Source organism: Seohaeicola sp. 4SK31 (assembly GCF_028802875.1).
Classification (GTDB): domain Bacteria; phylum Pseudomonadota; class Alphaproteobacteria; order Rhodobacterales; family Rhodobacteraceae; genus Seohaeicola.
In genome coordinates, this window is sequence record NZ_JARAMP010000015.1 from 13,533 (window position 1) to 38,123 (window position 24,591).

At 65.2% G+C, this 24,591-nt stretch carries 28 protein-coding genes; 17 read left to right on the forward strand and 11 right to left on the reverse strand.

Going from position 1 to position 24,591, the window contains the following annotated elements; genetic code table 11:
* The first annotated feature begins 1 nt into the window (after position 1).
* From PVW27_RS13405 to PVW27_RS13415, 3 genes are read left to right on the forward strand one after another with little or no spacing between them, the layout of a single operon-like run.
* Positions 2-1,372 carry an aminotransferase family protein gene (locus tag PVW27_RS13405; RefSeq protein WP_274558490.1) on the forward strand — a complete coding sequence of 457 codons (1,371 nt, stop codon included), beginning with the start codon at positions 2-4 and terminating at the stop codon, positions 1,370-1,372.
* A 3-nt stretch (positions 1,373-1,375) separates the two neighbouring features.
* Positions 1,376-2,302 (forward strand): 3-keto-5-aminohexanoate cleavage protein, encoded by a 927-nt coding sequence (locus PVW27_RS13410; RefSeq protein WP_274558492.1) that lies wholly within the window; start codon positions 1,376-1,378, stop codon positions 2,300-2,302.
* A gap of 37 nt (positions 2,303-2,339) precedes the next feature.
* On the forward strand, positions 2,340-3,362 hold the full coding sequence (locus tag PVW27_RS13415) for a histone deacetylase family protein (RefSeq protein ID WP_274558493.1): 1,023 nt from the start codon (positions 2,340-2,342) through the stop codon (positions 3,360-3,362).
* A 75-nt stretch (positions 3,363-3,437) separates the two neighbouring features.
* Here PVW27_RS13415 and PVW27_RS13420 read toward each other — a convergent pair whose 3' ends face one another.
* Positions 3,438-3,578: a hypothetical protein gene (locus PVW27_RS13420; protein ID WP_274558494.1), complete on the reverse strand. Its 141-nt coding sequence runs from the start codon at positions 3,576-3,578 to the stop codon at positions 3,438-3,440.
* Between the two features lie 287 nt (positions 3,579-3,865).
* Here PVW27_RS13420 and PVW27_RS13425 point away from each other — a divergent pair, with 287 nt between their 5' ends.
* Positions 3,866-5,482 carry a GMC family oxidoreductase gene (locus tag PVW27_RS13425; RefSeq protein ID WP_274558495.1) on the forward strand — a complete coding sequence of 539 codons (1,617 nt, stop codon included), beginning with the start codon at positions 3,866-3,868 and terminating at the stop codon, positions 5,480-5,482.
* Positions 5,483-5,503: 21 nt separating this feature from the next.
* On the opposite strand, the gene PVW27_RS13430 is transcribed toward PVW27_RS13425, so the two are convergent.
* From PVW27_RS13430 to ispH, 6 genes are all read right to left on the reverse strand, one after another.
* Entirely contained in the window at positions 5,504-5,836 is a 333-nt protein-coding gene (locus PVW27_RS13430; protein WP_274558496.1) for a hypothetical protein, read from the reverse strand.
* 110 nt (positions 5,837-5,946) lie between these two features.
* Complete coding sequence (locus PVW27_RS13435; protein ID WP_274558497.1) at positions 5,947-6,570, reverse strand: trimeric intracellular cation channel family protein; 624 nt, start codon at positions 6,568-6,570, stop codon at positions 5,947-5,949.
* Entirely contained in the window at positions 6,567-7,037 is a 471-nt protein-coding gene (rnhA, locus tag PVW27_RS13440; protein WP_274558499.1) for a ribonuclease HI, read from the reverse strand. The genes PVW27_RS13435 and rnhA overlap by 4 nt, the downstream gene beginning before the upstream one ends.
* Entirely contained in the window at positions 7,034-7,654 is a 621-nt protein-coding gene (locus PVW27_RS13445) for a glutathione S-transferase family protein (RefSeq protein WP_274558500.1), read from the reverse strand. Before PVW27_RS13445 ends, rnhA begins: the two co-directional genes overlap by 4 nt.
* Before the next feature lie 35 nt (positions 7,655-7,689).
* Positions 7,690-8,142, reverse strand: a complete 453-nt coding sequence (locus PVW27_RS13450) for a DUF3429 domain-containing protein (RefSeq protein WP_274558501.1) — start codon at positions 8,140-8,142, stop codon at positions 7,690-7,692.
* 8 nt (positions 8,143-8,150) lie between these two features.
* Positions 8,151-9,101 (reverse strand): 4-hydroxy-3-methylbut-2-enyl diphosphate reductase, encoded by a 951-nt coding sequence (ispH, locus tag PVW27_RS13455; protein ID WP_274558502.1) that lies wholly within the window; start codon positions 9,099-9,101, stop codon positions 8,151-8,153.
* A 145-nt stretch (positions 9,102-9,246) separates the two neighbouring features.
* Between ispH and PVW27_RS13460 the strand changes: the two genes are divergently transcribed.
* Positions 9,247-9,693 (forward strand): c-type cytochrome, encoded by a 447-nt coding sequence (locus tag PVW27_RS13460; protein ID WP_274558504.1) that lies wholly within the window; start codon positions 9,247-9,249, stop codon positions 9,691-9,693.
* A gap of 111 nt (positions 9,694-9,804) precedes the next feature.
* On the opposite strand, the gene PVW27_RS13465 is transcribed toward PVW27_RS13460, so the two are convergent.
* Entirely contained in the window at positions 9,805-10,377 is a 573-nt protein-coding gene (locus PVW27_RS13465; protein WP_274558506.1) for a LabA-like NYN domain-containing protein, read from the reverse strand.
* Between the two features lie 174 nt (positions 10,378-10,551).
* Here PVW27_RS13465 and folK point away from each other — a divergent pair, with 174 nt between their 5' ends.
* From folK to recO, 12 genes are all read left to right on the forward strand, one after another.
* Positions 10,552-11,118 carry a 2-amino-4-hydroxy-6-hydroxymethyldihydropteridine diphosphokinase gene (gene folK / locus PVW27_RS13470; protein WP_274558508.1) on the forward strand — a complete coding sequence of 189 codons (567 nt, stop codon included), beginning with the start codon at positions 10,552-10,554 and terminating at the stop codon, positions 11,116-11,118.
* Between the two features lie 93 nt (positions 11,119-11,211).
* On the forward strand, positions 11,212-11,571 hold the full coding sequence (rpoZ, locus tag PVW27_RS13475) for a DNA-directed RNA polymerase subunit omega (protein ID WP_274558510.1): 360 nt from the start codon (positions 11,212-11,214) through the stop codon (positions 11,569-11,571).
* Positions 11,572-11,600: 29 nt separating this feature from the next.
* Complete coding sequence (locus PVW27_RS13480; protein WP_274558512.1) at positions 11,601-13,733, forward strand: RelA/SpoT family protein; 2,133 nt, start codon at positions 11,601-11,603, stop codon at positions 13,731-13,733.
* Positions 13,734-13,748: 15 nt separating this feature from the next.
* Positions 13,749-14,411 (forward strand): DUF2062 domain-containing protein, encoded by a 663-nt coding sequence (locus tag PVW27_RS13485; protein WP_274558514.1) that lies wholly within the window; start codon positions 13,749-13,751, stop codon positions 14,409-14,411.
* A gap of 18 nt (positions 14,412-14,429) precedes the next feature.
* Entirely contained in the window at positions 14,430-15,191 is a 762-nt protein-coding gene (locus PVW27_RS13490; protein WP_274558516.1) for a pyridoxine 5'-phosphate synthase, read from the forward strand.
* A 4-nt stretch (positions 15,192-15,195) separates the two neighbouring features.
* Positions 15,196-16,716, forward strand: coding sequence for an alpha/beta hydrolase (locus tag PVW27_RS13495; protein WP_274558518.1), 1,521 nt, complete (start codon positions 15,196-15,198; stop codon positions 16,714-16,716).
* A 14-nt stretch (positions 16,717-16,730) separates the two neighbouring features.
* A complete protein-coding gene (gene acpS / locus PVW27_RS13500; RefSeq protein WP_274558520.1) occupies positions 16,731-17,144 on the forward strand; it encodes a holo-ACP synthase in 414 nt (137 codons plus the stop codon).
* 108 nt (positions 17,145-17,252) lie between these two features.
* Complete coding sequence (lepB, locus tag PVW27_RS13505; protein WP_274558522.1) at positions 17,253-18,089, forward strand: signal peptidase I; 837 nt, start codon at positions 17,253-17,255, stop codon at positions 18,087-18,089.
* Complete coding sequence (gene rnc / locus PVW27_RS13510) at positions 18,086-18,769, forward strand: ribonuclease III (protein WP_274558524.1); 684 nt, start codon at positions 18,086-18,088, stop codon at positions 18,767-18,769. The genes lepB and rnc overlap by 4 nt, the downstream gene beginning before the upstream one ends.
* Complete coding sequence (gene era / locus PVW27_RS13515; protein ID WP_274558526.1) at positions 18,766-19,671, forward strand: GTPase Era; 906 nt, start codon at positions 18,766-18,768, stop codon at positions 19,669-19,671. The genes rnc and era overlap by 4 nt, the downstream gene beginning before the upstream one ends.
* Before the next feature lie 53 nt (positions 19,672-19,724).
* Positions 19,725-20,060 carry a DUF1491 family protein gene (locus PVW27_RS13520; RefSeq protein ID WP_274558528.1) on the forward strand — a complete coding sequence of 112 codons (336 nt, stop codon included), beginning with the start codon at positions 19,725-19,727 and terminating at the stop codon, positions 20,058-20,060.
* A gap of 22 nt (positions 20,061-20,082) precedes the next feature.
* Positions 20,083-20,817, forward strand: coding sequence for a DNA repair protein RecO (gene recO, locus PVW27_RS13525; RefSeq protein ID WP_274558530.1), 735 nt, complete (start codon positions 20,083-20,085; stop codon positions 20,815-20,817).
* A 5-nt stretch (positions 20,818-20,822) separates the two neighbouring features.
* Here the strand turns inward: recO and PVW27_RS13530 are convergent, their stop codons facing one another.
* The 3 genes from PVW27_RS13530 to PVW27_RS13540 all read right to left on the reverse strand — a co-directional run bounded on the left by PVW27_RS13530 (position 20,823) and on the right by PVW27_RS13540 (position 24,591).
* Positions 20,823-21,377, reverse strand: a complete 555-nt coding sequence (locus PVW27_RS13530; RefSeq protein WP_274558532.1) for a TetR/AcrR family transcriptional regulator — start codon at positions 21,375-21,377, stop codon at positions 20,823-20,825.
* Positions 21,378-21,500: 123 nt separating this feature from the next.
* Positions 21,501-23,159 carry a sulfatase-like hydrolase/transferase gene (locus tag PVW27_RS13535; protein WP_274558533.1) on the reverse strand — a complete coding sequence of 553 codons (1,659 nt, stop codon included), beginning with the start codon at positions 23,157-23,159 and terminating at the stop codon, positions 21,501-21,503.
* A gap of 64 nt (positions 23,160-23,223) precedes the next feature.
* Complete coding sequence (locus PVW27_RS13540; protein WP_274558535.1) at positions 23,224-24,591, reverse strand: FAD-dependent oxidoreductase; 1,368 nt, start codon at positions 24,589-24,591, stop codon at positions 23,224-23,226.

The following is a 24,591-nucleotide window of genomic DNA, read 5'->3' on the forward strand; positions in this document are numbered from 1 at the left end:
CATGTCTCAACCTCTGCTGAATGCCCGGCTCGAAAGCCATCTGTTCTACCAGACCCGCGCCCGCCGCCCCGTGCTGGCCGAGGCGCGCGACGTCTATATGTGGGACATCGAAGGCAAGCGTTACCTTGACGGCTCTTCGGGTGCGATGGTCAGCAATATCGGCCATTCCCACCCCCATGTTCTGGCCGCGATGCGCGCGCAGATGGAGAAGTCGACCTTCGGCTATCGCCTGCATTTCGAAACCGACCCGTCCGAACGACTGGCCGCGAAAACCGCCTCTCTCATGCCCGAGGGGATGGAGAAGGTGTTCTTTGTCTCGGGTGGCTCCGAAGCGGTGGAAAGCGCGCTGAAAATAGCGCGCCAATATGCGCTGGCCGTGGGGCAGGGCAGCCGCTGGAAGGTGATCTCGCGCAGCCCCAGCTATCACGGCTGCACACTGGGCGCGCTGGCCATCACGGGTTACGGCCCGCTGGCCGATCCTTTCGCCCCGATGATGCAGGTGATGCCCAAGATCCCCGCCCCGCGCGCCTATCTGGACGGGCTGAACGCGGGCGACCCCGCCACCGGCGCGCATTACGCCGCCATGCTGGAGGCCGAGATCGTGGCCCAAGGTCCCGACACCGTGCTGGCCTTCATCGTGGAACCCGTGGGCGGTGCCTCGACCGGCGCGCTGGTGCCGCCTGCGGGATATATGCAGGCGGTGCGCGAGATCTGCACCCGTCACGGCGTGCTGCTGATCCACGACGAGGTGATGTGCGGCGGCGGGCGCACCGGCGCGTTTCTGGGGGCCGATCACTGGGGCGTGGCCCCTGACATCATCGCGCTGTCCAAGGGGTTCGGCGCGGGCTATGCGCCCTTGGGCGCGATGATCGCCCATGACCGGATCGTCAACCCGGTGCTGGATCAGGGCGGCTTTGCCCATGGCTTCACCTATGCGGGCAATCCGCTTGCCTGTGCCGCGGGGCTGGCCGTGCTCGAGGTGATCGAGACGGAAGGTTTGATCCAGAACGCCGCCCGCATCGGCGAACTGCTGAAATCGCGGCTGGAAGGTCTGATGGACCGCTTTCCCTTTGTCGGGGATGTGCGCGGCAAGGGCCTTCTGCTGGCCTTTGAACTGGTCGCGGACCGCACCACGATGGAGCCTCTGCCCCCCGCTCTGAACGCTTATCTGGAACTGGTCGAACTGGCCTATGCCGAAGGTCTGATCATCTATGCCCGCCGCACCCGCGACGGGCGCGCGGGCGATCACTTCCTTGTCTGCCCGCCCATGACCGCGACCGAGGCGCATGTGGACGAGATCATCGCGAAACTGACCGCCGCCCTGACCGCCTTCGCCCCGCTGGCGCTGCGGGCCATGACGGAACGGGTCTGACCCATGGCCAAGATCATCCTCTCTTGCGCCATCACCGGGTCGATCCACACGCCGTCCATGTCGCCGCATCTGCCCGTCACGCCGGACCAGATCGCGGAACAGTCCATCGGCGCGGCTGAGGCAGGGGCCGCGATCCTGCACCTGCATGCGCGCGACCCTCTGACTGGCCGCCCCTCGGCCCGGCCCGAGAATTTTATGGCCTTCCTGCCGCGCATCAAGGCGGGCTGCAATGCCGTGATCAACCTCTCCACAGGCGGCAGCGCCGTGATGCCGCTGCATGAGCGCATCGCGGGCCCAATGGCCGCCGAGCCCGAGATGTGCAGCCTCAACATGGGCACGATGAACTTCGCGCTTTACCCGATGCTGGGCAAGCGCACCGACTGGCAGCACGATTGGGAAGAACCCTTCCTGCGCGACAGCGACGATCTGGTCTTCAAGAACACCCCCCGCGATATCGAAGGCGTCTTGCGCCTGATGGGGGCCGAGCGCGGCGCGCGGTTCGAATTCGAATGCTACGATCTGGGGCACCTCTACATGCTGGCGCATTTCCGCGACCGGGGGCTGGTGCAGGGCCCGCTCTTCATCCAGTTCGTGATGGGCGTTCTGGGCGGCGTCGCGGCGGAACCCGATCATCTGGTGCATCTGAAAACCACCGCCGACCGGCTGTTCGGCACGGACTACCTGTTTTCGACCCTTGCAGCGGGGCGGCAGCAGATGCCGATGGCGCTGGTGTCAGCCGCACTGGGTGGCCATGTCCGCGTGGGGTTGGAAGACAACCTCTATCTCTCCAAAGGCGTGCTGGCCCGGTCGAACGCCGAACAGGTGACCAAACTGCGCGGGATGCTGGAGGATCTGGGCCATACCCTTGCCACCCCGGACGAGGCGCGCGCGATGCTGGGCCTCAAAGGGCCCGACAAGGTGGCGTTCTGATCCGCCCCCTGCCTGAAGAATGAAGGAAACCACCACGATGAAAGCCTTTTTCGATGATCGCCAATGGGCGCATGATCCCAGAATGTTCATGGCCAATGGCGCGATGTCGCCCAACCCCGAACAGCCCAAACGGATCGAGGTGCTGCATGCGGCGGCCCTCAACGCCGGATGCAGCTTCGCCGCGCCATCCGATCACGGGATGGGACCGCTGGCCGCCATCCATTCGCCGGAATACCTGCATTTCCTGCGCACGATCCATGCGCGCTGGGCGCGGATCGAAGGGGCCAGCGACGAGGTGATCCCGAACATCCATCCCGACCGGCGCGGCGCGTCCTATCCTTTGTCGGCAGTTGGGCAGGCGGGCTATCATCAGGCCGATACCGCCTGTCCCATCGCAGCGGGCACATGGGACGCCGCCTATTGGTCGGCGCAGACCGCACTCAGCGGGGCGGATGCGGTGCTGGGCGGGGCCGAGGTCGCCTATGCGCTGTCACGCCCGCCGGGGCATCACGCCTTCGGCGATCTGGCCGGAGGCTTCTGCTTTCTCAACAACTCCGCCATCGCGGCCGAGGCGTTCTTGCGCGCTGGCAGGCGGCCGGCCATTCTGGATGTGGACGTGCACCACGGCAACGGCACGCAGGGCATCTTCTATCACCGCCGCGACGTGCTGACCGTGTCGGTCCATGCCGATCCGGCACGGTTCTATCCGTTTTTCTGGGGCCATGCCGATGAACGCGGCGCGGGTGCGGGGCTGGGCTACAACCTGAACCTGCCCTTGCCGCGCGGCACGGATGATGCGGCGTTTCTGGCGGCGCTTGATATGGGGCTGGAGCGGATCGCGGATTTCGGCGCGGATGTGATCGTGGTGGCCTTGGGGCTGGACGCGCATGAGAATGACCCGTTCAAGGGCTTTGCCGTCACCACACCGGGTTTCGCCCGCATCGCCGCAGCGATTGCGCGGATGGGCCTGCCCGCCCTGATCGTGCAGGAGGGCGGTTATCTGCAACCCGAACTGGGGGCGAACCTCACCAGTTTCCTGACCGGGTGGCAGACCGGCTGACGCGGGCCTGTCGCCCATGGGCACCGCGCCTCACGCATCTTATGGTCGCAGCGTCATTGCGCGGCCGGACGGGGATCAATCCCCGTCGATCGAGATACCCTGATCACCGATCCGGATTTCGACGCCGCTCTGGCTTTCCTGATAATAGAGATAGCCGATGACGATCACCCCCGCAGCCAGCAGGCCGATCACGAGATAGAGAAGATTGCGGTTCATTCTGGGGCCTTCCGTTTCAGCACGTTGATCGCGCAAGCTACGATGCTGGGCGCGTTTTTGCCATCATGGCCTTGGAACTTGTCCTCCGATAGGCGGCGATCCGCAGGGCGCGGCGGCTGTTGTGGACGCCGTCCGCCGCATGTCGGTCCCTTGGCCATTGGCGCAAAGCCGCGAAGATGGTGCAAGATCGCCGCGTGGCTGTCGTTTTTGGCCGTTTTCATGGCGTCCGCGATTGCTAATGTCATCCCCGGCAGGGCGAAAAGTCCCGCAGCGGGCAGGGGCAGGACGTGCAGGAATTCGACTATGTGATCGTGGGGGCCGGATCGGCGGGATCGGTTCTGGCCAACCGCCTCAGCGCGGATGGCAAGACCCGCGTTCTGGTGCTCGAGGCCGGCGGATCGGACCTGACCTTCTGGGTGCAGGTCCCCATCGGCTATGGCAAGGTCTATTACGACCAGCGCGTGAACTGGAAATACACCACCGAACCCGATCCCAACCGCAACGGCAACCGCTCCTACTGGCCGCGTGGCAAGGTGCTGGGCGGGTCCAGCTCGATCAATGCGATGGTCTATGTGCGCGGGCACCCCGCAGATTACGCCGAATGGGGCGCGGTCGCGCCCGGCTGGGGCTGGGATGACGTGGCCCCGGTGTTCCGCCGGATGGAGGATTGGGTCCACGGCGCGAATGATTTTCGCGGCGCAGGCGGCCCCTTGCCCGTCTATGACGTGGCAAATGACGTGCATCCCCTGACCCGCACCTATCTGACGGCGGCAGAGCAGGCAGGCTTTCCCACCAACCCCGACTATAACGGCGCGGATATGGAAGGGGCGGCGCTCTACCAGATCACCACCAAGGGCGGCCTGCGCGCCTCGGCCGCGCGGGCTTACCTTCGCCCGGCGATGAAGCGCGCGAATCTCAAGGTGGAAACCCGCGCCCATGTGACACGCGTTCTGTTCGAAGGCCGCCGCGCCGTGGGCGTGGAATATGTCCACAAGGGCCGCACCCTGACCGCCAGGGCGCGGGCCGAAGTGATCCTCTCCGGCGGCGCCATCAACTCGCCCCAGCTTCTGCAACTGTCCGGCATCGGGCCGGGGGGCGTGCTGCAACAACATGGCATCCCCGTGCTGCACGAGGCCCCTCATGTCGGGCGCAACCTGTCGGACCATCTGGGCGCGGATGCCCTCTATCGCGCGCGGGTCCCAAGCCTCAATCAGGAACTCGCCCCGCTGATGGGCAAGCTCTGGGCAGGGCTGCGCTACGTCCTCACCCGCAAAGGGCCGCTCGCGCTCAGCCTCAATCAGGGCGGCGGATTCGTGCGCGTGATGGAGGGGGCCACGCGTCCCGATATCCAGCTCTACTTCTCACCCGTCAGCTATACCCGCGCGCCGGTCGGCACCCGGCCCCTGATGAACCCCGATCCCTTTCCGGGCTTCCTGCTGGGCTTCAACCCCTGCAAGCCGACCAGCACCGGCTGGCTGCAAATCCGCTCGCCCGATCCCTTTGCCGCACCCGAGATGCACACGAATTATCTCGCGACCGACTATGACCGCGCCGTCATGCTGGAAGGCTTCCGCCTGATCCGCAAGATCGCCCGCACCCCCGCCATGGCTGCCGTGATCGAGGATGAGATCACCCCCGGCTGGACGGTGGACAGCGACGATGATCTGGCCGATGTGATCCGCGAAAAGGCATGGACCGTGTTTCACCAATGCGGCACCTGCCGGATGGGCAACGATCCCATGCAGGCGGTGGTGGATGCGCGGTTGCGCGTGCACGGGATCGACGGGCTGCGGGTCGCGGATGCCTCGGTCTTTCCGACAATCCCGACCGGCAACACGAACGCGCCCGCCATCATGGTGGGCGAGCGCGCCTCGGACCTGATCCTCGAGGATGCCCGGCGCTGACAGGCGCGCCGGGCCAAGCTTTCAGTAACGGTGATCGAAGGTCACGACCTCGCCATCGGCACGGGTCAGGCTGCGGGCATAGATCTCGCGCGGGCCAAGGTCGTCATCCACGAAGCCATGCACCGTGACCGCTTCGCCGACATCGGCCGGCACGTAGGTCGGCCCGACATAGACCCGGATATCCCCGCTGTCATCGGACAGGCGGAACGTGTCCTCGTCCAGAATACGGGCAACGATGCCCTGCACCGTCACCATGCTGCCCCGCTCTGCCAAAGCAATGGGCGTGGTGTCTTTCTGTGCATGGGCAGGCAGGGCAACAAGGGCAATCGCGGCAGTCAGAAACAGATGGCGCATGGGATGTCCTTTCAACGTGAAGCACCAGAACATCCCGCAGATGGGAAAGGGCAGGTCGCGCCGCAATCTCCCCCCGATAACATCGGCGTCAGGCCCGCGTTATCCGAGGGTCAGACCTTGGGCGGGCGGCTTTTGTAAACCGGCAACCGCCAGCCAAAGGCCAGCGATCCGGCACGCAGCACCCATGTCAGCACAGCGCAAGCCGCCAGTGCCGTCAGCGTATCCGCCCCCGCCTCGCGCGCGATCAACGCCGCCCCCGCCCCCGCAAAGGCCGCCGAGGCGTAAAGCTCCCCCTGTTTCAACACCAAGGGCACCTCGTTGCAGACGACATCGCGCATCAGCCCGCCCAGACAGCCCGTCACCATCCCCATGATAAGCACGATGGCCGCAGGCTGCCCCAGCCCCATGGCCACACCCACGCCCGCAGGCACGGCCACCGCCAGCGCCAGACTGTCCAGCCAGATCAGCGCGCGGTAGCGGCTTTCCAGAAGATGGGCGGTGAAAAACACCACCAGCGCCGCCGTGCAGGCTATGGCGATATAGGTGGGCTCGGCCACCCAGAACACGAACTCGCGGTTCAGCAGCACATCGCGCAAGGTGCCGCCGCCGACCGCCGTAAGGCAGGCGATGAAGAAAAACCCCACGATATCCAACTGCGCGCGCGACGCGACCAGCGCCCCGGTCAGCGCGAAAACCAGAACCGAGGCATAGTCCAGCAGCACCAGCAAGGTCATCGTCCCGCCTTCCCGTTGACCTTGAAAGGGGCCATCCCGGCGCGCGCCAATTCGTCCGCGCGCTCGTTCTCGGGGTGCCCGGCATGGCCCTTGACCCATTCCCACGTCACCTTGTGCCGCGCCTGCGCCACATCCAGCCGCTGCCACAGTTCGACATTCTTGACGGGTTTCTTGTCCGCCGTGCGCCAGCCGTTCTTTTTCCAGCCATGGATCCACGCGGTCACGCCGTTCTTCACATAGGCGCTGTCGGTGACGATCGTGATCTCGCTGGGCCGTTCCAACGCCTCCAGCGCGTTGATCGCGGCCAGCAACTCCATCCGGTTGTTGGTCGTGTCGGCCTCGCCGCCGTTCAACTCGCGCTCCTTGATGATCTTGCCATCGCGGATGGCCCGCATCAGCGCGCCCCAGCCGCCGGGGCCGGGATTGCCCGAACAGGCCCCGTCCGTATAGGCATAAAGCCGGGTCATGGCTGATGCTCCAAGGTGACATAGCCGGGCAGGGCGGCCATGCGCGCGCACCACGCCTGCAAGCCCGGAAACCGCGCCATGTCGAAGCCGCCGCGGGTGCCCGCCGTGCAGGTATAGCCGTAAAGGGCGATATCCGCGATGGTCGGCCTGTCCCCGCAAAACCACGCGCCCCCCTGCAAGCCATCCTCCATCAGCGCCAGCAGCGCATGGCCTTCTTCCAGCAAGGCGGACAGACGCTCGGGCGTGGCCAGATGTGCACGCTCAGGATAGCACAGCAGCGCGGCCCGCACCGCAATGACCGGCTCGTGGCGGTTCTGCTCAAAGAACATCCAGGACAGCATCCGCGCCTGATCATAGGGATTGCATGGCACCCAATCCGTGCCCGCGCCCAGATACCACAGAATCGCATCGGATTCGTTCAGTACCCGCCCATCCGCCAGATGCAGCACGGGCAGCTTGCCCAGCGGGGCTTTACCCTCGGCCTTGGCTTCAGCCAGCGCGGGCGATCCCGCCTCACAGGCCACATGCACATAATCCCGCCCCAGCAGGGCCAGCAGCAACCGCACCTTGTAGCTGTTGCCGGATGAGGGCATCGAATAAAGGGTCATCTGGGCCATGGCGCCGCTCCGCGTAAATCAGTGGTCCCTCTATGTCAGGCGAAGGCCACGACTGCCAGACAGATCACGACGATCGCGGTCAGCAAAACCCGCAGATGCATCCACCATGCCGGGGCCAAGCCCTGTTTCCAGAACATCCAGTCCAGCGCCAGCAGCCCCATGAAACCCGCCATCAGGCTGATCGCGGCACTGACCGGCCCGCCCCCCGTCATGAAAAACGCCCATAGCGCCGGGATCACCGACATGACATAGCCCGAGGCCGCCACCGCCCCGCTGGCCTTGGTGGCAAAACCCCAAAGCACGCCGGACATGAAGGACAGGATCACAGCGCCATAGAACAGGCCGATATACGGCCCGGTGAACCGCCCGCCAAAAGTCTGCGCGCTCCATGCGTTCAACGGCTCCGACAGCACGGTCAGCGCCCCCCAGACAAAGGGGATCAACCCCGCCAGACCCAGCAGCAGCGCGGAACGGGGCACCCCTTGCATCACCCGCCTCAGGCCGGTTGCCGCAACACGCGCGGCACCTTGAATTCCACATTCTCCTCGGCGGTGACGACCTGTTCCACCGTCACGTCAAAGCGGTCGCGGAACGCGTCCACCACCTCGGTGATTAGCACATCGGGTGCAGATGCCCCCGCCGTGATGCCGATGCTGGAAATCCCCTCCAGCGCCCGCCAGTCGATATCGCTCGCCCGCTGCACCAGTTGCGCATAGGCGCAACCCGCCCTTGCCCCCACCTCGACCAGACGTTTCGAGTTCGACGAATTGGGCGCCCCCACCACCAGCATGGCGTCGCATCTGGGGGCCATCGCCTTGACGGCCTCCTGCCGGTTGGTGGTGGCATAGCAGATGTCTTCCTTGTGCGGCCCGACGATCCCCGGAAACCGCGCCTTCAACGCCTCGACCACTGCGGCGGTATCATCCACCGACAGCGTGGTCTGCGTCACAAAGGCCAGCTTGCCCGGATCGCGCACCCGCAACCTCGCCACGTCCTCGGGCACCTCGACCAGCAAGACCTCGCCCGCGGGCAACTGCCCCATGGTCCCGACGGTCTCGGGATGCCCCGCATGGCCGATCATCACGATCTGCAACCCGTTCTCGTGATGCCGCTCCGCCTCGATATGCACCTTGCTGACAAGGGGGCAGGTCGCGTCCACATAGATCATCTCGCGCGCCTGCGCCGCCGCAGGCACCGATTTCGGCACGCCATGCGCGGAAAAGATCACCGGACGATCACCAGGCACGTCGTCCAACTCCTCGACGAAAACCGCCCCCTTGGCGCGCAACCCATCGACCACGAACTTGTTATGCACGATCTCGTGCCGCACAAAGACGGGCGCGCCCCATTTTTCCAGCGCCATCTCGACGATCTTGATGGCACGGTCCACACCGGCGCAGAACCCGCGCGGGGCGGCCAGATAAAGGGTAAGGGGCGGTTTCGTCATCGCGGTCTCCTGTTGCTGCCAGAGGTAAAGCCTGATGCGCCTCGGGTCCAGCCCCCAGAAGGGCGTGGCCGCGTCACGGGGCTGTGACTTGCGAGGGGCGACCCTGTGGCGGATGCTGTCACCGGACAAAAGTCAAAGGATCAAGATGCGCAGCAGACTGTTAGTGGCGATCATGGCGGCAGCAACCACCCCGGCCTGGGCCGAAGACGCGGCAGGCTTTCTGCCATGGCAATACCCGGAGGCTGTGGCGCAAGGGCAGGCGGTCTATGCCGATCACTGCGCCGCCTGCCACGGCGACAGGTTGCAGGGTCAGCCGGATTGGCAAAGCCGCGATGCCGACGGCTATCTGCCCGCGCCTCCCCATGATCCCAGCGGCCATACCTGGCATCACCCGGACCAGCAACTGTTCGACATCACCAAATACGGGATCGAGGCCATCGTCGGAAATGGCTACCGCAGCCGGATGGGCGGCTATGACGGAATCTTGTCCGACACAGAGATCGCCGCCGTGCTGGCCTATATCAAAAGCACATGGCCATCCCGCGTGATCGAGATTCACGACCGCATCAACCGCGACGCCGCGCTGGACTAGGGCGCGCACCGCGCTTGGGGACGGCACCCCAGAAACCCGCCTTCCCACAACGAAAGAGGCGCCCGTCAGGCGCCTCTTCAATGTGCATGGCTCACAGCTTTTGACCTGACCTCAGCCCGCCTGATCGCCCATCCCCTCGCGGGGGGCGGGAACATCGCGGGGCGGGCGTCCGATCACGTCCTTAAGCTCATCCAGTTCGATGAAATTGTCGGCTTGCCGGCGCAACTCGTCCGCGATCATCGGCGGCTGGCTGCGGATCGTCGAGACGACCGAGACCCGCACGCCCTGGCGTTGCAGGCTTTCGATCAGAGGGCGGAAATCGCCATCGCCCGAAAACAGGACAATGTGATCCACGCGCGGTGCCAGCTCCATCGCATCGACGGTCAGTTCGATGTCCATGTTGCCCTTGACCTTGCGACGGCCCTGGCTGTCCGTATATTCCTTGGCTGGCTTGGTAACCATCGTGTAGCCGTTGTAATGCAACCAGTCCACGAGGGGGCGTATCGGCGAGTATTCGTCGTTTTCAAGCAATGCGGTGTAATAAAAGGCCCGCACGAGTTTGCCGCGACGCATGAATTCCTGCCGGAGTAGTTTGTAGTCGATATCGAACCCAAGCGACCGTGCGGCGGCGTATAGGTTTGATCCATCGATGAACAGCGCCAGCCGTTCGTCTTTGTAAAACATAAATGGTCCTTCCGAGTAGACGCCGTGTCGCGGGGTCCGTGAGTGTGAGTGGGTGGGTACGCGTATAAAGAATGGTCCGTGGGTGTAAAATATGCGACAGGCAAAGCGGAAATTAGGCCGTTGTCCCATAAGTCGCAAGTGCATATGGGACTATCGAAGGATAGTTGCGAGATCATGCCCAATCATCATTACCTTATCGCTCTGGGCGGCAATCTGCCATCCGATCAGGGAACACCGGCGCACACACTGGCTGCGGCCCTGTCTGATCTTGAGGCCGCGGGGGTGACCCTGCTGGCGGTCAGCCGTTTCTTCGATACGCCCTGTTTCCCCGCTGGGGCCGGACCTGATTACGTGAATGCCGCCGCCCGACTGGCAAGCGATCTGGACCCGTCGCAAATGCTTGCGCTGCTGCACCGGATCGAGGCGCGTCACGGGCGAAAACGCACGCAGCGCTGGGGGATGCGGACGCTGGATCTGGATCTGCTGGCTGCCGGTGATCTTGTGCGTCCCGATGCCGCGACGCAGGCCCTGTGGCGCAGCCTGCCGCCCGACCGGCAGGTCGAGGCGGTGCCGGATCGGCTGATCCTGCCCCATCCGCGCCTGCAGGACCGCGCCTTCGTGCTGATTCCCCTCGCCGACATCGCGCCGGACTGGGTGCATCCGCTGACCGGGCAAAGCGTGGCACAGATGTGCGCGGCCTTGCCTGCCGCCGCACGGGCCGAGGTCCGGCCACAGGAATAGCGGCTTGTATCCGCCTCCGATCCAGCCTAAATAGCGGGTTTCTGATGCATCACAGCATGTATCGACACGACATCCGCTGATTGGAGTGCTCTCATGGCCCGCGTAACCGTTGAAGACTGCGTAGACAAGGTTCCGAACCGGTTCGAACTGGTGATGCTTGCGGCGCATCGCGCCCGTGAAATCACCGCTGGCGCGCAGATTACCGTGGATCGTGACAAGGACAAGAACCCCGTCGTCGCCCTGCGGGAAATCGCCGAAGAGACGCAATCCGCCGCGGAACTGCGCGAACGCCTGATCGAATCGAACCAGCACCAGATCGAGGTTGACGAGCCCGAAGATGATTCGATGGCCCTCCTGATGGGCGGTGGCGAGCCGGCGGACAAGCCGATGGATGACGACATGTCCGAAGAGAAACTGCTGCGCGCCCTGATGGAAGCCCAGGGCCAGGGCTGAGGCCCGCGCGCAGAAAGGATGCGGACTAAATGATCGCGGTTGAAGACCTGATCGCACTGGTCCGCAACTACAATCCCAAGACGAACGAGGCGCTGATCCGCGCGGCCTATGACTATGGCCGCGCGCTGCATGAGGGCCAGTTTCGCCAGTCGGGCGAACCCTATTTCACCCATCCCGTGGCCGTGGCCGCCATCCTGACCGAACAACGGCTGGATGACGCGACCATCGTCACAGCCCTGCTGCATGACACGATCGAGGATACCAAGGCGTCCTATGCCGAAGTGGCGTCACGCTTCGGCACCGAAATCGCGGATCTCGTCGATGGCGTGACCAAGCTGACGAACCTGCAACTGTCCTCCAGCGAAACCCAGCAGGCCGAGAATTTCCGCAAGCTTTTCATGGCCATGTCCAAGGATCTGCGGGTCATTCTGGTCAAGCTGGCCGACCGTCTGCACAACATGCGCACGATCAAGGCGATGCGCCCCGAAAAGCAGGCCAAGAAAGCGCGCGAGACGATGGACATCTTCGCCCCGCTGGCAGGCCGCATGGGCATGCAATGGATGCGCGAGGAACTTGAGGATCTGGCCTTCAAGGTCCTGAACCCCGAAGGCCGCGCCTCGATCATGCGCCGCTTCATCACGCTGCAAAAGGAAACCGGCGATGTGATCCACCGCATCACCGGCGACATGCGCAGCGAATTCGAAAAGGCCGGGGTCGAGGCGCAGGTTTTCGGACGCGCCAAGAAACCCTATTCGATCTGGCGCAAGATGCAGGAAAAAGAGATGGGATTTTCCCGCCTCTCGGACATCTACGGTTTCCGCGTCATCACCGCTTCCGAAGAAGACTGCTACCGCGCGCTGGGCGTGATCCATCAACGCTGGCGCGCCGTGCCGGGCCGCTTCAAGGACTATATCAGCCAGCCGAAATCCAACGGCTACCGCTCGATCCACACCACGGTGTCAGGCCGTGACGGCAAACGGGTCGAGGTGCAGATCCGCACCCGCCAGATGCATGATGTGGCCGAAACCGGCGTGGCCGCGCATTGGTCCTATCGCGACGGCGTGCGCACCCAGAACCCCTTCGCCGTCGATCCCGCCAAATGGATCGCGGGCCTGTCCGAACAGTTCGACGCCGAGGAGGATCACGACGAATTCCTCGAAGCGGTCAAGCTCGAGATGTATTCCGATCAGGTCTTCTGCTTCACGCCCAAGGGCGATGTGGTGAAACTGCCGCGGGGTGCCACACCCATCGACTTCGCCTATGCGATCCACACCCGCATCGGCAACGCCTGCGTGGGCGCCAAGATCGACGGCATGCGCGTGCCGCTCTGGACGCGGATCAAGAACGGCCAGTCGGTCGAGATCATCACCGCCCAGGGCCAGATCCCGCAGGCCACATGGCTTGAGATCGCCACCACCGGCAAGGCCAAGGCCGCCATCCGCCGCGCCCTGCGCGAGGTGGACCGGGGCCGCTTCATCAAACTGGGCCATGAACTGGCGCGCTCTGCCTTTGAACATCTGGGCAAGAAAGCCACCGACAAGGTGCTGGACACCGCCGCCCGCCACCTGCGCCTTGATGGCCGCGACGAGGTGCTGGCCCGTCTGGGCAGCGCCGAACTCAGCGCGCGCGAGGTGGTCCGCTCGGTCTATCCCGATCTGACCCCGGATCAGACCGACGAGATCGACACCAAACGCGCCGTGATCGGCCTGTCGCCAGAACAGAACTTCGACCGTGCCCGCTGCTGTCAGCCGCTTCCCGGCGAACGGATCGTGGGCATCACCTTCCGTGGCAAGGGTGTTGTCGTGCATGCCATCGACTGCGAGGCGCTGACCGCCTACGAGGATCAGCCCGACCGCTGGCTGGACCTGCATTGGCATTCGGGCAAGCACCCGCCCATCCATACAGCCACGCTGAACCTGACCATCGGCAATGACTCGGGCGTTTTGGGGCGCGTCTGCACCTTGATCGGCGAGCAGAAGGCCAATATCTCGGACTTGCAATTCGTGGATCGCAAACCAGATTTTTATCGTCTGCTGATTGATGTCGAATTGCGGGACGCGGAACATCTGCATTCCGTGATGTCCGCGCTGGAAGCGGAAAGCGATGTCGCCGCGGTTGAGCGGTTCCGGGACCCGTCCCGTGCCAGCGCTCTGAACGGGTAAGGGAAGGGTCGGACCTTGGTATTCAAGCGCAGGGATAAGCGCCCGCTCTGGAAGATCGTGGCCGAGTTCTTCTGGCCGCGCGGCGGTTGGACGCGGGCCGCGCAATATGTCCGCCACCGCTTGCACCGCCTGCCCGACACGCCGGAAAAGATCGCCCGCGGCATCTTCGCCGGGGTTTTCACCACATTCACGCCCTTTTACGGGCTGCATTTCATCACCGCCGCCGCCATCGCCTTCGTCATGCGCGGCAATGTGCTGGCCTCGCTGCTGGCCACCTTCTTCGGCAACCCGCTGACCTATGTGCCCATCGGCGTGGTCTCGATGCGGATGGGCTATTTCCTGTTGGGCGAACCGCCCCGTTCGGATGATCACATCGCCCGCTCGCTGGGCGGCAAGTTCATGGATGCGGGCGACGCGCTCAAGAACAACTTTCTGGCGATGTTCACCGACCGCACCGCCGACTGGCACAACCTCACCATCTTCTACAACGAGGTGTTCTTCCCCTATCTGATCGGCGGCATCATTCCGGGTCTGATCTGTGCAACCATCTGCTATTTTCTCAGCGTGCCCCTGATCCGCGCCTATCAGAAACGCCGCAGCGGGGCGATCAAGGCCAAGCTGGCCGCGCTCAAGGCCAAAGCCAAACGCAGCGCCGATGCCCGTCACAAAACTGACTGACCCGAAAGGAATAGGCCGATGAAACCCCTTGGAAAGCTGCGTCTTGGCGTGAACATCGACCATGTGGCCACCGTGCGCAACGCGCGCGGCGGAGCCTATCCCGATCCCCTGCGCGCCGCCAAACTGGCCGAGGAGGCGGGCGCCGACGGCATCACCGCCCATCTGCGCGAAGACCGCCGCCACATCTCGGACGCAGACATTGAAGGGCTGATGCAGGTCCTCAGCGTGCCTTTGAACTTCGAGATGGCCGCGACCGAGGAAATGCAACGGATCGCCCTGCGCCACAAACCCCATGCGGTCTGTATCGTCCCCGAAAAGCGCGAGGAACGCACGACCGAAGGCGGGCTCGAAGTCGCGCGCGAGGAAAACCGCCTCGCCGGTTATATCGCCCCTCTGCGCGAAGCAGGCTGCCGCGTGTCGATCTTCATCGCCGCCGATGCCCGCCAGATCGAAGCCGCCCACCGCATCGGGGCCGAGGTGATCGAATTGCACACCGGCGCCTATTGCGACGCCCATGCCGAAGGCCATAAGGACGCCCGTGACGCCGAACTGGAACGCCTGCGCGAGATGTCGGCCTATGCCCATTCTCTGGGGCTTGAAGTCCACGCAGGCCACGGCCTGAACTATGAGACCGTGCAACCCGTCGCCGCTTTCCCCGAGGTGATGGAGCTGAACATCGGCCATTTCATCATCGGCGAGTCGATCTTTCGCGGTCTGGCCCCCGCCATCCACGAAATGCGCCGCCTGATGGATGCGGCCCGCGCCCCAGTGCAGGGCTGATCCCGTGGCGCGACGGCGCAAGGGGGATCCGGCCCGCCGTCGGCGCATGGCCCTCTGGCGGCGGGGCACCGTGCTGCTGGGCCTGATTGTCGCGCTGCTGTCGGTCTGGCAACTCGAATCCGCGCGCAGCGGCCTGATCCTGCAAACCCAGAACATCGCGGAAACTCCCGTCACCCGCGCCGCCTTTGCCGAAGCAGACGGCCCGCTGGTCATCGTCGCCCATGGCTTCGCCGGATCGCGCCAGATGATGCAAGGTTATGCCCTGCCCTTGGCGCAGGCGGGCTACCGCGTCTGGTCCTTCGATTTCCACGGGCATGGCCGCAACCCGCAGCCGATGACGGGCGATGTCACCGTGATCGAAGGCACCACGATGCGTCTGGTCGAACAGACGCGGGACGTCGTCGCCGCCGCGCGGCAGGCGGAAGGCTGGACCGGCCCCGTCGCGCTTCTGGGCCATTCCATGGCCACCGACATCATCATCCGCGCCGCCGAAGCAGATCCCGGCATTGGCCCGATCATCGCCATTTCCGCCTTTTCTCAGGCGGTGACAGCCGATTTCCCCGCCGACATGCTGCTGATCTCGGGGCAGGGTGAACCGCCCTTGCGCGCCTTCGCCCTGAAGGCCCTGCACATGGTTGCCCCTGACGCGCAAGAAGGCGACACCGTCACGCAAGACACCATCCGCCGCGCCGTCATCGTCGCACCGGGCGTGGAACATGTGGGTGTCCTCTTCAGCCAGACGGGGCAGGCGGCCGCGCTGGACTGGCTGGATACCTCCTATGGCCGCTCCAGCACGATAACCCCGCCCGCCACGGGCGCATGGCTGGCCGCCCTGCTGGCCGCCATCGTGACGCTGGCCTGGCCTCTGTCGCGCCTCTTGCCAGCAACAGCCGCGCCCTTGCCCCCGATCACCGGACGCCAGTTCATGCTGGCGCTGCTGGTGCCCATGGTCGCGGCCCCGGTCGTGGCGGTGCTGCTGGGCGTCAAGACATTGCCCGTGCTGGTCGCCGATCATCTGGCGGTGCACCTCATGATCTACGGCGCGCTGCAACTGGCGCTGCTCTGGCGCTTCGGCCTGCGCGCCGGTCCGGTCGCACCGCTGGCGACAATCGCCCTGATCCTCTGGGGGCTGGCGGTGTTCGGTCTGGCCCTTGACCGCTACGGCGCGAATTACTGGCCCACGGCCGAGCGTGGCTGGATCATCGCGGCCCTCGCCTTGGGCGCGGTGCCCTTCATGCTGGCAGATGCCCTGATCAGCGGGGCAGGGCGCGGCACATGGGGCAGGCGCATCCTCGCGCGTCTGGGCGTTCTGGCCTCGCTCGGACTCGCCGTGGCCCTGGACCCGTCGGAACTGTTCTTTCTGGTCCTCATCGCGCCTGTGATCCTGCTATTTTATGTGATCTATGGCCTCATGGGCCGCTGGGTGGCACAACGCAGCGGCGCGGCCGCCGCCGGTCTTGGGCTGGGTCTGGCGTTGGCATGGGCGCTGGGCGTCAGCTTCCCGCTGTTCAGCGCCACCGGCTAACAAGGGAACAAGCGATGATCCTTGGCATCGGCACCGACCTTGCGAATATCGACCGTATCGCCGCGACGCTGGACCGCTTTGGCGACCGTTTCCGCAACCGCGTGTTTACCCCCACCGAACAGGCCAAGGCCGAACGCCGCAAGGACGTGGCCGGCACCTATGCCAAACGCTGGGCCGCCAAGGAGGCCTGCTCCAAGGCGCTGGGGACCGGCCTGCGCATGGGCATCAGCTGGCGCGATATGGCCGTGACCAACCTGCGCAGCGGTCAGCCGCAGATGCAGGTGACGGGCTGGGCCGCAGAACGCCTCGCCGCGATGACCCCGCCGGGGCACGAGGCCATCATCCACGTCACCCTGACCGACGATCACCCCTGGGCGCAGGCCTTCGTGGTGATCGAGGCGCGACCGATCGCCGAGAAAGTCCCTTAAGCAGGCAAAACCGGGGTGTCGCCGCGGCCCATTGCGCCCGGCTTGGCTTGACTCGCGCCCCCCCGCCCATCATGTAGCGCTGACCCGCCCGAGCAGGAGCACGACCCTATGGCCACGGACGCCAAAAAAGGCAATTCCATCATCGAGACGATCAAGACCATCGTCTATGCCCTGCTGATCGCGGGCATCTTCCGCACGCTTTTCTTCCAGCCGTTCTGGATTCCCTCCGGCTCCATGAAAGAGACGCTGCTGATCGGGGATTTCCTTTTCGTCAACAAGATGACCTATGGCTATTCCTTCGCCTCCTGCCCCACGATCCGCGTGCCGGTGGTGGGGCTGAACATCGACGCCAAGGATATCTGCGGCTTTGTGGGGGGCGACAACACCCGCCTTCTGGGCGGAGAGCCGGAACGCGGCGACGTGGTCGTCTTCCGCCATCCGGTGAACGGTCAGGATTACATCAAGCGCCTTGTCGGCCTGCCGGGGGAAACCGTGCAGGTGATCGACAGCGTCCTGCACATCAACGGCCAGCCCGTGCAACTGCAGGACGACGGCATATTCGAAGAAGTCATGACCGCCCAGGGCCCCCAACGCCTGCGCCCGCGCTGCGAGAACGGCCCCGTGGGCGAAGGCGGGGCATGCCTCAAATCGCGCCAGATCGAAACCCTGCCCGAAGGCCGCAGCCACACCGTGCTGAACATCGGGCGTCAAAGCTCGGATGATACGCCGCTCTATACCGTGCCCGCCGGGCACTATTTCTTCATGGGTGACAACCGCGACAATTCCACCGACAGCCGCGTGCCGCAGCAGGCGGGCGGCGTCGGCTTCGTGCCCTACGAGAACCTGATCGGCCGCGCCGACCGGATCATGTTCTCTTCCGCAGGCACATCCATGCTGGCCTTCTGGACATGGCGCAGCGACCGCTACTTCAAGGGGATCGAGTGAGGCTCTCGGCGGATCTCAAGGCACTCGAAGGCCGGATAGGGCATACATTCCAGCGGCCCGAACTTCTGCTGCGCGCGGTCACACATTCCTCGATGTCATCGGCCACGCGGGACGACAACCAGCGGCTTGAGTTTCTGGGCGATCGCGTGCTGGGCCTCGTGATGGCCGAAGCCTTGCTGTCCGACGATCCCACCGCGACCGAAGGCCAACTCGCCCCGCGCTATAACGCCTTGGTCCGCAAGGAAGCCTGCGCCGATGTGGCGCGCCAGATCGACCTTGGCGACGCGCTGAAACTGGGTCGCTCCGAGATGATCTCGGGCGGGCGCCGCAAACTGGCGCTCTTGGGCGATGCGATGGAGGCCCTGATCGCCGCCGTCTATCTGGATGCCGGTTTCGAGGCGGCGCGGTCCATGATCCTGCGGCTTTGGGGCAAGCGGATCGCCGCGGTCGAGGAAGATGCCCGCGATGCCAAGACCGCCCTGCAGGAATGGGCACAGGCCCGCGGTCTGCCGCCCCCCAGATATGTTGAACTGAAACGGTCCGGGCCGGATCATGCCCCGGTATTCACAATGTCGGCCCAGCTTGAGAATGGCGAGGCGGAAGCCGCCACCGCCGGCTCCAAGCGGCAGGCGGAACAGGCAGCGGCCAAGGCCCTGCTGGACAGATTGGAGAGCGCATGACACGCGCAGGTTTTGTGGCCCTCATCGGCGAGCCGAACGCAGGGAAGTCGACGCTTCTCAACCGGATGGTGGGGGCCAAGGTCTCGATCGTCACCCACAAGGTGCAGACCACCCGTGCCCGCATCCGCGGTGTGGCGATGGAAGGCGACGCCCAGATCGTCTTTGTGGATACGCCCGGCCTTTTCGCGCCCAAACGCAGGCTTGACCGCGCGATGGTCGCGGCGGCCTGGGGCGGTGCGGCCGATGCCGATATCGTCGTCCTGCTGGTCGAGGCGCATCGCGGCGTCACCGATGGCGTGCAGAAGATTCTCGCCGGGCTGGAAGGCATCGGCAAAAGCCGCCCCGTGGCGCTGGCCATCAACAAGATCGACCGCGTGCAATCCGAGGTGCTGCTGGGCCTGACGAAAGACCTCAACGACCGTTTCCCCTTCGTGGAAACCTTCATGATCTCCGCCGAAAAAGGCCACGGCGTGCAGGCGTTGCGCGAATGGCTGGCGAAAGAACTGCCCGAAGGCCCATGGCTCTACCCCGAGGACCAGATCGCCGATCTGCCCATGCGCATGATCGCCGCCGAAATGACCCGCGAAAAGCTGACCCTGCGCCTGCATCAGGAACTGCCCTATCAGCTGACCGTCGAGACGGAAAACTGGGAAGAGCGCAAGGACGGTTCGGCCAAGATCGACCAGATCATCTATGTGATCCGCGACGGCCACAAGGGCATCGTGCTGGGCAACAAGGGTGAGACGATCAAGGCCATCGGCCAGGCCGCCCGCGCCGAGATGGAGGAATTTCTGGGCCGCAAGGTCCATCTCTTCCTGCAAGTGAAAGTGCGCGAAAACTGGCTGGACGAGGCGGAACGCTATTCCGAAATGGGTCTCGACTTCAAAGACGGCAATGCCTGACGCCGCCCTCGCGCAATGAGTATTTTTGGCAAGATGAAGCAGGGGCGCGTGCCATGTCCGACAGGCTGACCGCCGGTTTCTGGGTCGCGGCCTATCTGGCGCGGCTCAGGCTTGCCGATATCCCCGCCTTTGTCGTGGCCCATGGCGATGACACGGGCGGCGCGGTGCTGGTAAAGCTGAACACGCTGGACGGGCAGGCGCGCGTGTTCCAACGCTCCTTCGACCTGATGACCGGGAACCGCGCATGGGTCGTGCTCGCCGAGGGCGAGGAGGCCGAGGTGGACGCCGCCCTGCGCCGCCAGCGCGACCGCGACCGCGACATCTGGGTGATCGAGGTCGAGGACCGGCAGGGCCGCCACCTGCTGGATCAACCGGGATTGTCGGACTGACCGCAGGGTCTATAGTCACCGCATGGATTGGCGCGATCAGGGGATATTGCTGAGCAGCAGACGGCACGGTGAATCCGCGGCCATCATCGAGGTGTTCACGCTGGATCATGGTCGCCACGCCGGTGTGGTGCGCGGCGGCGCCAGCCGCAAGATCGCCCCCATCCTGCAACCCGGCGCACAGCTTGACGTGACATGGCGCGCCCGGCTGGAGGATCATATCGGCAGCTATACGGTCGAACCCATGCGCTCCCGCGCGGCGGCGCTGTCGGACCGGCAGGCGCTGTCGGGGCTGAACGCCGTGACCGCTCTGCTGTTGTTCGCCCTGCCCGAACGCGAGGCCCATCCCGCGCTCTATGCCCGCAGCGAGGCGCTGCTGGACCTGCTGGGCGATCAGGACCTCTGGCCTCTGGCCTATCTGCAATGGGAACTGGCCCTGCTGGAAGAGACAGGCTTCGGTCTGGACCTCAGCACCTGCGCCGTTCTGGGGCATGGAGCCAATGACCTGAGCTATGTTTCGCCGCGATCAGGCCGCGCGGTGTCGCGGGCGGGCGCGGGCGACTGGGCCGACCGCCTGTTGCCGCTACCACCCTGCCTGATGGGCCATGGCCCGGCGCCGGATGCGGATATCGCCGAAGGCTTTCGCACCACGGGCCATTTCCTGCGCGAACATCTGGCCCCCGCACTGGGCAACAAACCCCTGCCCGAGGCGAGACAGCGTTTCGTGGATGGCTTCGCACGGCGGATTGCGGCGAGCTGACCGGATCAGCGCAGCGCCAGCACCAGATCGACCAGCGATCCCATCGGGCTGGCATTGTCGATCCCGTCCCGCGCGGTCAGGTCCTGCATGCCCACATGGGCCGCATAGATGATCCGCGCCATTTCGGGATTTGTGATCTCGACCTCGGTCAGCAAGCCCTGGATGAAGGCGATCCGCGCCCTGTCCACCGCGGCCAGCGTCTCCGCAACCCGCGCATCCTCGCGCGCCCAGGCACGGATGGCGGGTTCCACCGGCACGTCGCCCAGAACCGGATGCTGGCTCCCTGCCACGATCTGGCCAAGGCGGCGCAGCTTGGCCACGGCTGTCGGCTGATCGGCCAGCGCCGCGGGGATATGCTCCACCGCGCCCCCGGCCCACAGTTCCAGCATCTGGAGGTGGAAATCAGGCACATCTGCGAAATGCCAGTAGAACGAGCCCTTGGTCGTGCCCAGCCGCCGCGCCATCGGTTCGGCCTTCAGGGCGACGGGTCCCGCCTCGGCCAGAGCCGCGAGTCCGGCCATAAGCCAGTCGGATCGTGTCAGGCGGGCACGTTTGTCCATAGGCGGGGCCTACGCGCGCACCGTGATTCCCGCAACACCGGACAGGGCAGGGCAGGCGATATGTCGCGCTGCGTTGCGGCACTGCACGGCAGGCGCAGGTCCAACTGCCTTGTTTTTCGGCACTCACCTGTCCTGTCGATGATCCTTGACCGGGCGCGGCGCATAGCGCGCGGCGACCTCTTCGGACACTTCGGACCGGTCATAAAGCCCCAGAAGCACGCCCTTGCGCTGCGACTTGCCGGACATCGCGGCGATATCCGCCTCGGACCGCGTGACCCGCTGCGACATCCGCCGCCCCCACCGGCCCAGACGATCATACATCAGCGCGATGATCTCGGCATGATCCGCGCTGTCGCCCAGATCGAAGAATTCCTCGGGGTCCTGGGCCATGTCGAACAGCATCGGGCGAAAGCCGCCCTCGGCATGGATGAACTTCCAGCGATGGTCCGTGACCATGAAAAGCCGCGCATCGCGGCTGTCGCGGACCAGCGTCCGGGCGAAGGGCCGCACCGAATAGTCATATTCGGAGATCGCGAAATCGCGCCACACTTCCGGCGCCTGCCCGTGCAGGAACGGCATCAAGGACCGCCCTTCGACGATATGTCCCGGCACCTCGCCCCCGGCAAAGTCGATGAAGGTCGCGGTCAGGTCAATCGCCTCGACCAGCGCATCGCAGGTCGTGCCCCGCGTCGCATCCGCCGCAGGGGACGGATCGTAAACGATCAGCGGCACCTTGACCGAACAGTCGTGGAACATGTCCTTCTCGCCCAGCCAGTGATCGCCCAGATAATCGCCATGATCCGAGGTGATCACGATCATCGTGTCCTGCATCCGGCCCGTCTCTTCCAGAAAGGCGAACAGCCGCCCCATCTGATCGTCGCATTGCTTGATCAGGCCCATATAGGCGGGGATGGCCTTCTCGCGCACCTCGTCACGGGAAAAGCCGCGCCCGATCACCGTGTCCATGAAGGCCGCATAGACGGGATGGGGATCGTCGCGCTCGGCGGGATGGCGCATCGGGGCGGGCACATGGTTGCGCCCGAACATGGCGTGATAGGGGGCCGGCACGATATAGGGCCAATGTGGCTTGATATAGCTGACATGGGCACACCACGGCCCCTCCGCCTGCGCGATGAAGCGCATCGCCTCGGTCGTCAGCCATGGGGTTTCGCTGTGGTCCTCCGCGATATTGGCGGGTTTGTCGGCATTGGCCATGAACCAGCCGCTGGCCATCATCCCGTCCGCGATCCCGGCATTGGCATGGGCGTTCCAGGGGTTGTCATCCTCATAGCCCTGCGCCTTGAGAAACGCGTTATAGGGGCTGCGGCTTTCGTCATAGAACCCGTCCGGCCCCTCGGCCCACAGACCATCATCCCGCACCCACACGTCAAAGCCGCATTCCGCCTGCCGCGCGCCGATCATGCTGTCGGGTTCCAGCCCCAGCCGGGCCATCCCCTCGCGGTCGGCGCGCATATGGGTCTTGCCGATCAGCCAGCATCCCATGCCAAGGCGGCGCAGGTGATCGCCCAGTGTCTGCTCGCCCACACGCAGGGGAAAGCCGTTCCATTGCGCCCCGTGGCTCGAGGTGTAGCGCCCGGTATAGGTGCTCATCCGGCTGGCCCCGCAGATCGGGCTTTGCACATAGGCGCGGGTAAATCGCACACCCTGCGCGGCCAGCCGGTCGATATGCGGGGTCTTCAGATGCGGATGCCCGGCGCAGCTCAGGTAATCCCAGCGCAACTGGTCGAACATGATGAACAGGATGTTTTTCTGCGGTGCCATCGTCCCCTCCCGAACCGTGCCGATCCAAGAGTGCCGCCCCGCCGCCGCAGGCGCAAGGGGCGGCTCAGACGGGCCAGTCCATCCCCGCCGCGCGCCCCAGAACGACCGCGCTCAGCAACCCGTTGCCCGACAGATACCCGCTATCTGCCGTGCCGGACACTCCGCAGGCCGCACCCCCTGCGGCGTGCAGGTTCGCAAACAGCGTGCCGTCCCTGTGGCGCACGCGTCCGGTGCCGGTCACATCCAGCCCGCCCTGCGTATGGAACAACGCGCCGGTGACGCGCACGGCGGCATAGGGCGGCGTCAGCGGTGGCGTGTGAAAGCTGCGTCCGAAAGCATCCGTGCCGCCCTGCGGGATCGCGGCCAGAGTCTCGGCCAAGGCGCTTTCAGGCAGCCCCGTCACCGCAGCCAATTCCGCCACCGTCCCGGCTGTCTTGACCGCCCCCTGCGCCTCCGCCGCCTGAAAATCTGCGAATTGCCGCGCAATCCCGGCGATGCGCGCATCGAAAATCGCCCAGGCTTGCCCCTGTGGCTGTCCCATCACGGCCCGCGCCGCCTCGGAATAGCCCTGCGCCTCGTTCCAGAACCGCCGCCCGTCAAGGTTCACCTGCACGCCGCCCTCGGTGATGACCGCCCAAGTGATCAGGATACCATGCGGATGCGCCACATTGCCGTGCCCCTGATAGGCCCCCAGATGCCGCGTCCGCGCCCCAAGCGCCTGTCCCCACAGCACAGCCTCGCCCCGGTTGCCATCATGGCCGAACCAGAGCGCCTCGCTGATCGCAGGCATATGCTCCGCCACCATGGCGCGATTCCCGCCGTATCCGTTGCAGGCCAGGATCAGCCGTTCACAGCCGATGGATTCCGTGCTGCCATCGGGCAAGGCGACGGTCACACCAGTGATGCGGCCAGCCTCATGATGCAGCACCGTCGCGCGCCGCTCGCAGATGATGTCGATGCCTTCCGCCTCGCAGGTCTGGCGCAACCGGTCCACCAGTTCCGCCCCTGACCGCGAGGGCAGGCCATGCATCCGCCGCCGCGCATGGCCGGGATAGTCGAAATCGGTCACGACCGAGAACGGCAGACCGAACCGCTCCGCCAGCCAGTCAATCGCCGGACCCGAGCCAGCAGCCAAGGCCGCGACCAGATCGGGGTCATTCTCGTCATGCGCCTTGCGCTGGATATCGGCGGCAAAGATCGCCGCATCGTCAGCAATGCCTGCCGCCGCCTGAAACCGCGTCCCCGCCGCCGGGATCAGCCCCGCCGACAGTGCGGTGGACCCGCGCGGCAGGGGGTCAGCCTCGATCACCAGCACCTCTTGCCCCGCCTCCTGCGCGGCCAGCGCCGCGACCATCCCGCAGGCCCCCGCGCCGATGATCAGCGTCTGCACCTCAAGATCGAAACCATCGGCGGGCGTGGCGGCAATCGTCAT